At 56.1% G+C, this 13,558-nt stretch carries 9 protein-coding genes and 2 pseudogenes; 5 read left to right on the forward strand and 6 right to left on the reverse strand.

Going from position 1 to position 13,558, the window contains the following annotated elements:
* The 3 genes and pseudogenes from HGO40_RS20260 to HGO40_RS20270 form a co-directional block, all read right to left on the reverse strand.
* The coding region (locus tag HGO40_RS20260; RefSeq protein WP_250964484.1) for an ABC transporter transmembrane domain-containing protein at positions 1-1,176 on the reverse strand (1,176 nt) is incomplete at its 3' end.
* Entirely contained in the window at positions 1,176-3,077 is a 1,902-nt protein-coding gene (locus HGO40_RS20265) for a sigma-54-dependent Fis family transcriptional regulator (RefSeq protein WP_250964485.1), read from the reverse strand. The genes HGO40_RS20265 and HGO40_RS20260, both read right to left, overlap by 1 nt.
* Before the next feature lie 839 nt (positions 3,078-3,916).
* A pseudogene (locus HGO40_RS20270) lies at positions 3,917-4,143 on the reverse strand (5-dehydro-4-deoxyglucarate dehydratase); the annotation flags it as partial.
* A 136-nt stretch (positions 4,144-4,279) separates the two neighbouring features.
* Between HGO40_RS20270 and HGO40_RS20275 the strand changes: the two are divergent.
* Genes HGO40_RS20275 through HGO40_RS20285 form a run of 3 tightly spaced genes read left to right on the forward strand, consistent with a single transcriptional unit; the run spans position 4,280 to position 6,202 of the window.
* A complete protein-coding gene (locus tag HGO40_RS20275; protein WP_353050733.1) occupies positions 4,280-4,600 on the forward strand; it encodes a TRAP transporter small permease subunit in 321 nt (106 codons plus the stop codon).
* Positions 4,600-5,892: a TRAP transporter large permease subunit gene (locus tag HGO40_RS20280; RefSeq protein WP_250964487.1), complete on the forward strand. Its 1,293-nt coding sequence runs from the start codon at positions 4,600-4,602 to the stop codon at positions 5,890-5,892. Before HGO40_RS20275 ends, HGO40_RS20280 begins: the two co-directional genes overlap by 1 nt.
* Positions 5,893-5,920: 28 nt before the next feature.
* Complete coding sequence (locus HGO40_RS20285) at positions 5,921-6,202, forward strand: hypothetical protein (protein WP_250964488.1); 282 nt, start codon at positions 5,921-5,923, stop codon at positions 6,200-6,202.
* Position 6,203: 1 nt separating this feature from the next.
* On the opposite strand, the gene HGO40_RS20290 is transcribed toward HGO40_RS20285, so the two are convergent.
* The 3 genes from HGO40_RS20290 to HGO40_RS20300 form a co-directional block, all read right to left on the reverse strand.
* Complete coding sequence (locus tag HGO40_RS20290) at positions 6,204-7,430, reverse strand: maltoporin (protein ID WP_250964489.1); 1,227 nt, start codon at positions 7,428-7,430, stop codon at positions 6,204-6,206.
* A gap of 296 nt (positions 7,431-7,726) precedes the next feature.
* Positions 7,727-9,694, reverse strand: coding sequence for a glycoside hydrolase family 127 protein (locus tag HGO40_RS20295; protein WP_250964490.1), 1,968 nt, complete (start codon positions 9,692-9,694; stop codon positions 7,727-7,729).
* Between the two features lie 19 nt (positions 9,695-9,713).
* Complete coding sequence (locus HGO40_RS20300) at positions 9,714-11,105, reverse strand: glycoside-pentoside-hexuronide (GPH):cation symporter (protein ID WP_250964491.1); 1,392 nt, start codon at positions 11,103-11,105, stop codon at positions 9,714-9,716.
* 215 nt (positions 11,106-11,320) lie between these two features.
* Between HGO40_RS20300 and HGO40_RS20305 the strand changes: the two genes are divergently transcribed.
* Positions 11,321-12,130 carry a helix-turn-helix transcriptional regulator gene (locus HGO40_RS20305; protein WP_250964492.1) on the forward strand — a complete coding sequence of 270 codons (810 nt, stop codon included), beginning with the start codon at positions 11,321-11,323 and terminating at the stop codon, positions 12,128-12,130.
* Between the two features lie 101 nt (positions 12,131-12,231).
* Positions 12,232-13,200 (forward strand): annotated as a pseudogene (locus HGO40_RS20310) (aldehyde dehydrogenase family protein); the annotation flags it as partial.
* Between the last annotated feature and the right edge of the window lie 358 nt (positions 13,201-13,558).

Consider the following 13,558-nt stretch of genomic DNA (forward strand, 5'->3'; position numbering starts at 1 on the left):
TGTATAAGAGTCAGCCCCCGAGCCGCCGCTCAGCGCCACCTTTAAGCCATAAGGGATCCGCGCATCAATGCCGCTCAAGGTGCTCCGACGGCCGGGGTGAGTGAAGTGCACCGCATCGAAACGTAGGTCTCCGTTGGCAGGCATCGGTTGGGGGGTAGTTGGGGTGAGCACCGTCGCTTCTTCACCGCGCAATTCCATAACACGACCGAGACTGACCGTCATCCGCTGGATCGCCACATATAGCCCAAGCAAACTCTGAACCGGCCCGACGGCCATGCCCAGATAGGTGGAAAACGCGATCAGCGCACCGAGTTGCCAAGTGCCCTGCACTACCCAATAACCGCCAATCAAAAACGCGCAGGCCCTGGACAATGAAGTCAACGTACCCGGCACAGCCTGGGTGAAAAACTCAGTGATCTGCAGGCGCAACAATTGGCTCATATACCCCTGCCCCAGCATCTCCAATCGGCTTAATTCCTTTCGCTGCTGACCAGCCGACTGGATGAACTTCATCACCGGCAAGGTTTCCACCATAAACGAAGACAAGTCCGCCGATCGCTCACGCAACTGCCGCACATCTCGCTCGACCTTTCTGCGCATCCAGCGTAGCCAGAGTACGTCGAGGGGAATCAGGACCAATACGAGTAGCGATAATTTCCACGACAGTGTCAGCAACATCGCCACGGCGCAAATCAGACCGACCACACTTGATACTGCTGAAAATAATGAGTCTACGGCGAAGCGCTGAATCTCGGCGACATCACCATCGAGTCGCGACATCAAATCGCCAATGCGCCGCTCCCCGTAAAAGCTCGGGGACTGGGTTTGCAGGTGCCGGTAAAGATCGTCACGCAGCGAGAATAAAATTCGTCCGGACAAGCGTGTGTGCAGATAACGATTAACACCTGAGAGTGCCGTGCCCGTAATACCGGCGAAAATCATTAGGACGGCAATCTGAACCACCATTGAAAAGTCGCGCCCCAACAAACCATCGTCGATGAGCAGTTTGGTAAGCCATGGCTGCACCAGCACCAGCAGCGACGCGAAGATCGACAAACCGAGCAAACCGATGATCGCCAACCTGTGAGGGCGAACAAAGCTGTAGAGCCAACTCAACGCGGCTTGCAGAGCCTCAGGGTTGTGGCTGTCGATCAGTCGCACGATAAGGCGCTGCATCAGGAGCGCAACTGTTTAAGTTTGCGATACAGCGTCGCACGGCTGATACCCAACGTGTCAGCAGCAGCCGAGACATTCCCCTGATGGGTGTCGAGGGACTGGCGGATCAGCTCCAGTTCATTCTCTCGGATACTGCCGGACGGCGGCCGTTCGCTGGCGTTAAGTTCATCGAGCATACTGTCGGGCAAATGTTCGGGAGTGAGCACGCTGTCCCCCGCCTCGCGCATGGCCAGCGCAGTACGCAGGACCATTTCCAGTTGGCGGATGTTGCCCGGCCAATGATAGTCCAGTAGTAAACGACTCAGTTCCTCGTCCAGCAGCACATCTGGTGCCCCAAGCTTGACCAGCAGCTGAGTCATCAATGGCGCCACATCGTCACGTTCACGCAAGGCCGGGAGCAAGACACTGATACCGTTGACCCGGTAAAACAAGTCTTCGCGAAACTGTTTGTCTTCCACTTGGCGTTTGAGGTCGCGGTGAGTGGCGCAAATCAGCGCTATATCGATGCTCTGCTCTTCGCCGGCACCTAGCGGCGCCACTTTGCGATCCTGCAACACACGCAACAGTCGCGCTTGCAAGGCCAGCGGCATGTCGCCGATTTCGTCCAGGAACAAGGTGCCACCATGGGCCTGTTGCAACCGACCGACCATACCGCCGCGGCGAGAACCGGTGAAGGCGCCTTCGCGGTAGCCGAACAGTTCTGACTCGATCAAACCTTCGGGGATCGCCGCGCAATTGACAGCCACAAATGGTCTGTCGCAGCGAATGCCGGCCATGTGCAGGGCACGGGCGATCACTTCTTTACCGGTGCCGGTTTCACCCAACAGCAAAACGGGCAACTCATTAGCTAGACCTTGACGAGCCATGCGCAAAGCGCGGGCATAACGGGTATTGCTACCGGCCAGAGATTCAAGCTGGGGTTGAGTTGGGGGAACTTTAACGGTGCTTCGCGACGGGACGCTTACGCTGATCGAGCGTTGCGGCACGCGCAGAGTTTTGTAAAAAAACTCACCTTTAGCGGTCCGCAGGTTGCCCACTCTGCCCCCATGCGACTGTGACAGCAGTTGCATGCCATCGACGCCCAGGAATTCCTCGCAACGCCGTCCGACCAGCGACGAGCGTTCATCATTAAGCAATTGACACGCCTGGGCACTGACACCAAGTATCTGCCCCCCTAGGCTCACCGCCATCAGCCCCTGCCAGGATGATTCGAGATATTGGCGGCGGCTGTGAAACGCCAGAACTATTTCGTCGGGGTAACTGGCGTTGAATACACGACTTTCGATTTGACTGACGGCCATAGACAGCAGTGCGGTTCTTTCTTGAACGCGCCCAAGCGGACCTTCGCGGGTCAGATCGAGCACGCCGAGCAAATTGCCTTGTGCACAATGAATCGGTACGGAAGCGCAGGAGATTTCATTGAGGCGATCGAGAAAGTGCTCGCCGCAATCAATCGTCGTTGGCCGGGCTTCCACCAGGGCAGTGCCTAAAGCATTCGTACCGCGAAAAGCTTCGCTCCAGCAGGAGCCGAGAGTGATGTCCTCCATGCCCATACCCTTGAGGCGATCGGCGCGACCTTCGACAGTGAGGATGGTGGCATCGGCGTTGGCGAGGACAATTAAGCCTGTCTTGCCCTGACGCTCGGCCAGATAGTCGATGGCTGGCAGAGCCGCGTCAATCAGCAAGCGGTTGCTCGCAGTTAAAGCCTCAACATTCGAACGAGATTGCTGCTCCAGCTCGTATCCAGCATTGTAGAGCACTCCATGCTCCATGCTACGTCGCCATGAAGCATCAATTTCAGCGCGCAACAAACCATCAGGAATTGCCCCATCGTGGCGCAGCTTTTCACGGGCAAGATGAGCTTCGGGTCGACGATTATCTATTATTGTTTTCTTGATCATCCTGGAGAACCCCAAGTTAATTCGTCCACCTATCTGCGCTCGTAGGCGCGGCGCTTTGTCTAAGCATCACGTTAACACCCCCTCGATTGCAAGTGAGGTCGTTCGGGTTACTGTCATTCGATATACCTAATTCGACCAATGAAACGGCACGCTCTGTTCGCCGATTTTCTGCCCGGAATTCAAGCTTTTGCCAGTGAGCAAATGCCCCGCCATAGCGACCTCACCGGGCTTCTAGCATGCCAAGCTACGGCATTCGACCACACAGGCGATTCCCACCCGCGTATTGACTCTGCCATTGATCCTTGGGAGCAGCTTCTTATGACAGATGGTCGCACTTGGTACCTCGTAGCCAGCTCCTTATGCTCTGCTGGAGAAAGGCGAAATAAGTTCTGACCTGAATGCCAAACTTTCCCATTTAGTCCGTAGCAAGCGATAAATTCTGCATAAACATAAGCGAAGTCAATTCTTAGGGAGATAATCCATCTCGGCACCCAAACTGAAACGCATCTCGAAGCGTATGACGCTCCAATTGGAATTATAGACGCGATGAGTGACCTCAGCAGACTCTGGACAGCAGCCCACTGCGTCCTACGATCTCTGCGCAACGGTTGGGCTCGCGAATGCCAGCTTCGGTTGATTACGACGTTTGGAGACTGGCTACGCTACAGTCGATTCTGTTGAAGAAGTCGGCCATGGTTTTCATGGCAGAGACAGTACGCGCATCGTTCCAGCACAGGTAACACATCCAGAACAAACACTCCGCAAGAGCTTTACATTTACGGGGTGTAGCCTGGCTTAGTGATCGTTGTCGATGCCTCAATTTACATAAACAATGCCTGTTATTGCTGCCCTTGCTTTTCCATCAGTGGAGCGAGCAGCTTGTACTCTTCTGAAGACAGGTCGGTGAGCGGTGTACGTACGGGGCCAGCGTCATGGCTGACAATTCTTGCGCCGGCCTTGACGATACTGACCGCGTAACCGGCGTTGCGGTTACGGATGTCCAGATAGGCAGGAAGAAGTCGTCGATCATTTTGCCAACGGCCACGTGATCTTCCCTGGCAATCGCTTGATTGCGTGCCTGGTTTGTATCACGACGCTGATTTTCGCCAATGTTGTGTTGCGCTACGGCTTTAATTCCGGCTTGTTCTTCGGAAACTTCCAGGCTGGCATTCGTCTGGCTGGTCTTCGCCGGCTCCCAACTCATGCTTCATGAAAAGGGTCATATCGGCGTCGATATCCTGGCAAGCCGTGTCTCGCCCAAGATAGCCAAACACCTGTTGACGTTGACCTATCTGCTGATGCTGTTCGCCACGTCGCTGTTTCTCCAGGGCAGTTGGCGGCAGACAGTGATCAACCTGCACGTGGGCGCCCCTTCCACCGGAATATCCATGGGCTTGTTCTATGGCGCCGGTTTGGTCTTTTGCATCTTGAGCACCCTGCTGCTCTGCGCTCAATTGGTGAAGCACCTGGCCACACCGGCTGGCGTGACCTTGTCCTCAGCCGCACACGGGGTGCTCAAATAATGGCCCTGGGCGTTTTAGTCGGTGTGCTGATGGCCGCCTTGCTCATAGGCGCGCCAATCGCCTATGCATTGATCCTCTGCGGCGTAGCTCTGATGTGGCTGCTCGGGTTGTTCGACGGCCAGATCATCGCGCAGAACATCATCAACTCGGCGGGCAGCTTCCCGTTGCGGGCCATTCCGCTGTTTATCATCGCCGGCGAGGTCATGAACAGCGGTGGCCTGTCCAAGCGCATCATCAACCTGACCATTTCCCTGGTCGGCCATCTGCGCGGCGGCCTTGGTTACGTCACCATCTTCGCCGGGGTATTGCTCTCGAGCTTGTCGGGCTCGGCACTGGCCGATGCGGCGTCACTGACCGCGCTATTGCTGCCGATGATGGTCATCGCAGGTTACAACCGCAACCGATCCGGCGGCCTGATCGCCTCGGTCTCGGTGCTTGGTTCGATTATTCCACCCAGCATCGGTTTCGTGGTCCTGGGGGTCGCCTCCGGCTTGTCGATCACCAAATTGTTACTGGCGGGTATCGCCCCGGGGCTGATGATCGCCACTGCGCTGGTCATCACCTGGTGGCTGGTGTCCCGTCGCGACAATGGCATCGAACTGAGCCCCAAAGCGTCTGGCAAAGAACGCCTCAAGGCGCTGGCCGACAGCACCTGGGCGCTGCTGTTGCCCGTGAGCATCGTGGTCGGCCTGCGCTTCGGCATCGTGACGCCTACCGAGGCGGGTGCGGTGGCGAGCGTCTATGCGCTGCTGGTGTCGTCGCTGATCTACCGTGAGCTCAGCCTGAAGTCACTCAGCGAATTGCTGCTGCGCGCAGGAAATACGCCCGCGGCCGTCATGTTCCTGGTCGCCGCCGCCTCGATTCCGGCCTGGATGATCACCATCGCGGACATCCCAGAACAGATCATCGACCTCATTCAACCGCTCATGGACAACCCGAAACTGCTGATCGTGGTGCTCATGCTGCTGATCCTGCTGATCCTGCTGATCTCCATGGTCATGGACCTGACGCCGACGATTTTGCTGCTGGCGCCGATCCTCGTGCCTGTCGTGACCGCCGCGAACATCGACCCGATCTACTTCGGCGTGCTGTTCATGATCAATTGCTCCAGCGGCCTGATTACATCGCCCGTGGGTACGGTGCTCAACGTCGTCTGTGGCATCGGCAACATGCGCTACGAAGCGCTGCTCAAGGGCACCGTCCCGTTCCTGATCGCCGAAACCATCGTCCTCTTCCTCCTGGTGATCTTCCCTGACCTGGTCACTGTTCCAGCGCGATGGTTCGCCCACTAAAACAACCGACAAGAAAAAGGAAAAAACCTTGATCAAGCATCTAACCGTCCTGGCTGCCCTGCTGGCCAGCAGTTTGAGCTTCGCCGCCGAGTACAACGCTCACACGATCAAGTTTGCCGCCCCCAGCCCTAAGGGAACGCCGCCAGCCATTGGCATAGAGCTGTTTGCCAAGAAGGTCAATGAACGCAGCGGGGGCAAGATCAAAGTACGGACCTTTCCCAATGGCGTGCCTGCAGGGCTAAGCCGTGGCAACCGCCTCCCATCGATCTCACTTGGCCAGAGGGTTTCCTCAATCACCAGCATGCGATGACTTACCACCACTGCTCGATTTGAAGACCGATATTCGAACCATGTAAGTCATTGCCAAAGGTACCGGTAGTGGACAGTGTCGAGCCTGGATCAAACTGGTCCGCCGCGGCTTGAGCCGCCTTGTTCCAGACTGCATAGGTGTAGAACAACCTGAACTCCGGTCGCGACTTGAACTGCGGCCCCTTTGGCGACCAGGTCGGGGCCACGGTGAACTTGCTCAGCTTGCGGGTACCGCCCGAGGCCTGAACACTATCATGCCCCATTTCGGTAGAGACCTTGAACCGCTCGGAAAAACCGTAAACCAGGCGACCGCCCAGTGAGGTCCAGTGCAGATCGCTGCCGTTCGGACGCTTGTCACGTTGATATACCGCGGCGAGCTGGCCACCCCAGTAGCGGGTCAACTGCGAGTCGAAGTAATCCAGCACTCGATACGAAACGTCAGCGTTGCTCAGGGTCGAATCGCCGGTGCTGCCCAGCGCCGTGCCCGGGCCCTGGCCTCCTTGCACAGCAAAAGTGTTCACCCCGCCCCACCCCATGAAATCGCTCTGTTTGTGCTGCAACGTCACAGCCACACCACTGTGGGCATTGGCCTGTCGGCTGGGTTTTTCGAGATAACTCAAACCAATCTCGAGCGCGCCCTTGGGGTTGGTTTCAAACCCCGCCACGTTAAAATCACTGCGACTCTGCACTTCTTTCTGGTTTTGGTTATCCTTGCGCGAAAAGGCCAGGCTGTACTTCAGGCCACCGACATTAACGTTCTCAAGGCCCACGCCGGTCGCACTCTGGTTCCAATAAAAAAAATCTGAAATATTGACGTCATTACGTTTGTAGTAGCGTCGGCCGGCCCATAGATTACCGCCGTTGAGCGCGGCAATATTATTCCAGTAACTGTAGGCCTGAACCGCGCGTATTTGCCCGTTGTCACCGTTGAAGGTCGGTGTTCGATCGTATTGATTGAGAAAGCCAACCATGCCATACACGCCGAACACCGAACCGTCGCCAAGGGTATATAAATCCTGCTTGAGGCCAAGTTCGCCATATTGCTCACACTCATTGCCCAAGCGATATTTTGATTGAGCGCCCTGCAACTTGAAACAGCGCATCGCGCCGGATCCCGAAGAGTTACCCAGCCCGCTACGCAGGTACCCGTCGGTTTCGAGTGCCTGGGCATCTTGATGAAAGACTATCGACACTAACAAAGCGGCTAGCAAGCCTGTGTTTATATTCATGACATATTCTCTAATTATTATTTTAAGGTGAAGCGCGCAGCAAAAACCAAGTTTTAAAAAAACGGCTTTTAAAACACTGGCAGTTTAGATTCAAGCAACCTTAGTTACTCATATTGCTTTCATTCAGACGTCGGCATTACGCATAAACAATCTCGCTGTTTTAACAACAGCCTTTCGTGCAGATGCCGCTCCTGCTTGTCGATTGCTCAAAGCCTCGGCAGCAGGAGATGTTTAGGCTTGTTTTTAACTGTGCTCAGCACACTCCGGACCACTGTTAGTAATCCGCGTTGGCGCGGCTATCGCTCGTCCACCCAGACCCGCATTTCGCCTTCTCCCCGATTGGCCCAAGCGAAATAAGGCGTGAAGGTCAACGTCTGCGCACTCGGCCTCGGGGCAGCGGCCTGGCTATACAAGCTTTGCGGCTGCTCTGGATCAATCGTCGCTAATCGTAGCCCTTCAGTTTTAAGTTGCACCATCCCCTCCAGCGCGCCCTGGCCATCGACCTCAGTGAAAACAGCCGTTTGCGCCAATGCCAATTGATGCAGCTCCGTACCGTTGTCAGCCTGTTCCAGGCAATAAACTATCGGACCGCGTTGCACGGCGACCTTGCCGGCTAATTTGCGTACGGCGGGATGGGCCCTGAGTCGCACAGGTGACATCGGCAGGATCACATCGACTCGATCCCCCTCACTCCACTCTCGTTCTACTCGCAAGTAGCCCGCAAGCATCGACGCCTCTGACTCGAACCGTTCGCCGTTTACCCAAACCTCCGGAGCAGCACACCAGTCCGGCATACGCAGGGCCAGGGTTAGGCTTACGCTTTCATGCCCCCTGAGGGTGAAGCTGATTTTTCCCTGCCAAGGATAGTTGCCACGCTGTTGCAGATGCCAAGTCTTACCAGCAACCTCAAACCGCAAATCGCTGCCTATATACAGGTTCACATAGAGGACGTCCTGGCGCAGAAGGTAGATGTACTGATCCAGCGCGCCCAGGATGCGTGCAATATTCGGCGGGCAGCAGGCGCAGCCAAACCAGCGCTGGCGTACCGCTTTGACGTGATCGTAGAGATGGTTGCCCGCCAAATCCGACGGGTGCACTTCAAGGGGATTGACGTAGAAAAAGTGCCGACCGTCCAGGGCCATGCCGGCGAGTACCGTGTTGTACAGTGCGCGCTCCATGACGTCGGCGTAGCGCGCTTCTGGCGTCAGCTCAAGCATGCGCCGGGCGAACATTACCAGGGCAATCGAGGCGCAGCTCTCGGCATAAGCGGTGTCGCTGGGCAGATCATAATCGCTGGCAAGGGCCTCGCCATGGCTTTGCGCGCCGACGCCGCCGGTCACGTACATCTGGCGCTGAGTCAGGTTGTCCCAGATGCGATGGCAGGCCGCGGCCTGTTGCGTATCGTTACTCAGTCGCGCCAGATGGGCGACCCCCGTATAAAGGTAAAGCAAGCGAACCGCGTGCCCCACCGCTTTTGTCTGCTGGACGATGGGCTCATGCGCCTGGCTGTAGGCCCTGTCTTTGATCATCCACGCGGGCCCGTGGCTGTGCCAGTAGAAGGTGTGTCCTCGGCGTACATATTCCTCATCATAGAAGTGAGGTGTCCGCCCACGCTCCTCCACGAAAAAACGGCACAGACGCAAATAACGCTCCTCGTTCGTGACCTCGTAGAGACGCGTCAACGCCAATTCGATCTCAGGATGACCGGGGTAACCTCGCAATTGGCCCGGTGCCGGACCGAAGACGTGATCGATGTGGTCGGTCAACCGTCTCGCGATTTCCAACAACGCAGTTTTCCCTGTGGCCTGGTAATAGGCTACCGCTGCTTCGATCAAGTGCCCGGCACAGTACAACTCGTGACATTCGGCCAGGTTGGACCAGCGGTCTGCCGGCGCCTTGACTGTGAAATAGGTATTGAGGTAACCGTCTTCCTGCTGTGCGGCACCGATGAGTTCGACCACCTCGTCAACGATCGCCTCATAAGTTGAATCGCCGGCCCCACTCAATTGATAGGCGACCGCCTCGATCCACTTGGTGACATCGCTGTCCTGAAACACCATGCCATGGTGTTCTCCTTGTTGCCGACCCGCCGCGATACGGAAGTTCTCGATCGCATGACTAGGCTCGGCTTCATCAATGCGATCATTCAACGCGTCCCATTGGTAGGGAATCACGACGTCCCTGACCAACTTCTGGTAGGTCGTCCAAAAACCATCCACGACTTGTGCATGTGTGTTGCCGATGCTGTTGTTGTAATCAGACATGAAATATTCTCCTTTGGGATCAAACAGTCTTCAATTCTGCGGATATGCGTTTTAGTAAAATTCGATCCAACTTGCAGTAAGCCAGCACTGCGGCCAGCAGCAGATGAAATGCGGCGGGAATCAGGGTTTGCAGCAGAGTAATGCCACCCAGGGAGGCGGGGGTCTGCGCAGACTGGCCCGGCTGGTAGGCCACTAGGGGGAAGAGAATGCTGATAACCAAGGCGCCGGAGGCCCACGCCAACTTGATGCAGAACAGATTGGCCGCGAAGTTCATGCCCGACGAGCGAATTCCGGTTTTCCAGCGACCATAATCATCGGCGAAGGCCATGAAGGAAAAATGCAAAGGTAATGTCATGCCCTGGATGAGGCACGTGATGAATATCAACGCTAGCCACAGACCTGCTTGGTTTTCGGAGGCTGGGACAAAATAGAGCCCGGCGCTCCAGAGCGCCAACCATAGGTTGATCCCTAGGTACAGTTTCAATGGATCGATGCCGCGCGACAAAATCGGCACTAGAAAGGCTCCCAGAATGGTCGCCACAGCCACCATGCCGAAAAACAGCGACGTATAGGCCGTATCGCCGTGCAGGACATAGGTAATGAAATACAGATAACCGCCGCCGCGAATATTGAGCACGTTAATCAATAGAAATGACAACGCCAGCATCAACATCAGTTGATCGTTCTGGCGCATGCCCGCCAAGTGCTGGCGTAGGCTGAAGGTACCCAGTTCGGTCAGCGTGATGCGTTCGCGCACGCTGAAGAAGCACCATAGAAACATGGCCACGGCCACGCCACAGAGTATCGTCACGCCCCAGTGGTAACCTTTTGCGATGTCGCCCTGCCCAAGCATGTCGACCATCCACGGCAGGCCCACCGACACCAGGAAACCGGAGACGCCACAGAGCATGAAGCGCCAGGTCTGGCAAGACATAACGTCCTGATGGTCCTTGGTCATGGTGCTGATCAGCGCGCAGTACGGTACGTTGATTGCGCTGTAGCTCAGCGACAGTATTAGGTAGGTGATAAAGGCGTAGGCGATCTTGGCCGTAGTGCTCAACTCCGGCGTGCTGAAGGTAAGAATGCCAGCCAAGCCTATAGGCAAGGCAGCCCAGAGTTGCCAAGGGCGAAAACGCCCGAAACGGCTATTGGTGCGGTCGGCGATGGCGCCCATTAAGGGGTCAGCGACGGCGTCCACGACGCGCAACAACAGAAATAACGTGCCCACAACGGCAGGGGTCAGTCCAAAGACGTCGGTGTAGAAGAACGTGAGGAAGTTGGCAATCAAGCAGGTGATGATCGTGCCTCCCGCATCACCCAAGCCATACCCAAATTTTTCCGAGCGGGATAATGTTGTAGGCTGCGATTGCGTCGAGGCCGCAACCGCGGACGCCAAGGCTGACGTAGTCATGCAATGCTCTCCAATTCTTGTAATTATTAGCGCCTGGCTGCATAACAGGCGTTTGGACGGTATTGCGCTTGAAAACGCAGGCCGTGTGGTCAGTATGGTGGCACCTGCCCGAGCCTCTCCTCAAGAGAGCTAAACGGTAGAAGAGCGGGACGATTCCGACTTTCCTTGAAGGTTTACACGGTAAGTACGTCAGTTGGCTCTTGGAGAGCGTTCTTATGTTGGCTTTGAAATTCGCAAGTCCAATCGTGGCGCAGAACGGCGGCTATTTCATTTCGCGCGGGGTGGGTCGGCATCCGCGAAGGGTCATCGACTCTTACGAGTTGATTTACGTGGACAAGGGCAGTCTTGCTTTGCGCGAGCAAGACGAAGACTTCGTGTTGGGTGCAGGCGAAACCCTACTGCTGCAACCCGGACAATTGCATGAAGGAATCACTGATTATGACCCCGCATTGCGTTTCTACTGGTTGCATTTCGAGCTGGCGCACACTACCGCTCCGGAGAGCGGGTCCTTTGTGGTGCGACGCCGAACTGCAGTGACAGAGCCTGAGCGATTCGTGGCCCTGCTCAGGCTTTTTCTCGGTGAACAGGAAGATGGCGCACCGCCTGAAACCTTAGGACTGCTAGTGCTCCTGATGCTGCAGCGGCTGTCCCGTCATCAGGAGAAACCGGGCATTGCCGAGCGAGGCATGGCCTTGGCCTACCGTGCCCGACAACAGATTGGCATCCGGTTCGGGGATGAGCTTGGCGCGTCGTCGCTCGCTGAATTGCTTCGTTGCAATGCCGACTACCTTGGACGGGTGTTTCGCCAGGCATTCGGCGTCACCATCACAGAGGCGATTCATCGCCAGCGAATCACGGCAGCGGAACGAATGCTTTTGAGAAACGACTCATCGATCGCGGTCATTGCGCAACGTTGCGGCTTCAAGGACAGCGCCTACATGCGCCGTCTTTTCATACGCAAGGTCGGTATGACGCCTGCCGTTTACCGAAAGTTATATTGCAAGGAACATGTCAATTTTGAATGATTCAACCTGCGGTCTATCCTCTTGCACGCGGGCATGCCCGATCGACAACTATTGGCCGAATGTGTTGAAAAAATCGGATTTTCAGTTCGCCTGAACTCAGCACATCCAATGAAGCCGAAATTGCCCAACTGATCAGTGAGGAACATGGCAAGACGCTGGAGGACGCAAAGGGTGAACTCAAGCGCGGGATTGAGAACATCGAGTACGCCTGCGCCGCGCCTGAAATTCTCAAGGGCGAGTTCAGCCGCAACGCAGGACCGAGTATCGATGCCTGATCTGACTTCCAGCCCATCGGCGTGGTAGCGGGCATTACACCCTTCAATTTCCCAGCCATGGTCCCGTTGTGGATGTATCCATTGGCGATCGCCTGCGGCAATACCTTTATTCTCAAGCCATCGGAACGTGATCCGAGCTCAACGCTATTGATTGCGCAACTGTTCCACGATGCCGGCCTACCCAAGGGCGTTCTGAACGTCGTGCCTGGCGATAAGATTGCGGTCGACGCGCTAATCGAGGTACCGGAAGTCAAGGCGCTAAGCTTTGTCGGCTCCACGCCTATTGCTGAGTATATTTACACTGAAGGCACCCGACGCGGCAAACGCGTGCAGGCGCTGGGCAGTGCAAAAAAACACGCTGTGGTTATGCCGGACGCTGATCTCGACAACACGGTCAACGCGTTGATGGGCGCCGCATACGGCTCCTGTGGCGAACGCTGCATGGCCATCTCCGTCGCCGTTTGTGTGGGTGATCAAGTGGACGACGCATTGATCGCCAAGCTGATGCCACAGATCAAGGCACTGAAGATCGGTGCCAGCACCGAACGCGTATTGGACAAGGGCCCGCTTGTCACACGCGCGCACATGGACAAGGTCATCGGCTATGTGAACGCAGGCGTCGAGGCCGGAGCGAGCCTGGTGGTAGATGGTTGGGATCTCAAAGTGCCTGGCCACGAAAAGGGCTTCTTCATCGGCGGTTGCCTGTTCGACCACGTCACCACCGACCAGACTATTTGTAAAGAAGAGATCTTCGGCCCGATGCTTTGTATCGTGCGTGTGAACAGCCTTGAAGAACAATATGACGCCTTGGTACGGTTCTCAGAGTTCTCGACGCCACCGGCGGAACATCGGTTGCTGATCCATTGCCTCACGGAAACAACCTTGATCTTTATGATGGATGATATACGTCAATTCCATGCCGTATCACGAGCGCACTTCATGGAGTGATGGGCCCCCCATTCCTTCCGCCCCAGGGGTAAAACTGCCGCCGTAGAGAGTGGTTTGGTGTGTTGCGCCGCGTAGATGAGACTTGTTGCTCCAAGGCTGAAAATTTTCGCACTAGCGTCTATGGTAGATAGTTGCAGCTGCGGCCAGCCTCTAATAACAAGATCGCAGTGATGGTCCTTTGTGGCCTTCACGCCTTATGGGAGCA

This window comes from Pseudomonas sp. CG7 (assembly GCF_023701885.1).
GTDB lineage: Bacteria > Pseudomonadota > Gammaproteobacteria > Pseudomonadales > Pseudomonadaceae > Aquipseudomonas > Aquipseudomonas zanjanensis.

Coding starts and splice junctions, on each gene's coding strand:
- HGO40_RS20290 (WP_250964489.1), bottom strand. CDS start 7,430: ATGAATATAAACACAGGCTTGCTAGCCGCTTTGTTAGTGTCGATAGTC.
- HGO40_RS20295 (WP_250964490.1), bottom strand. CDS start 9,694: ATGTCTGATTACAACAACAGCATCGGCAACACACATGCACAAGTCGTG.
- HGO40_RS20300 (WP_250964491.1), bottom strand. CDS start 11,105: ATGACTACGTCAGCCTTGGCGTCCGCGGTTGCGGCCTCGACGCAATCG.
- HGO40_RS20265 (WP_250964485.1), bottom strand. CDS start 3,077: ATGATCAAGAAAACAATAATAGATAATCGTCGACCCGAAGCTCATCTT.
- HGO40_RS20275 (WP_353050733.1), top strand. CDS start 4,280: ATGCTTCATGAAAAGGGTCATATCGGCGTCGATATCCTGGCAAGCCGT.
- HGO40_RS20305 (WP_250964492.1), top strand. CDS start 11,321: ATGTTGGCTTTGAAATTCGCAAGTCCAATCGTGGCGCAGAACGGCGGC.
- HGO40_RS20280 (WP_250964487.1), top strand. CDS start 4,600: ATGGCCCTGGGCGTTTTAGTCGGTGTGCTGATGGCCGCCTTGCTCATA.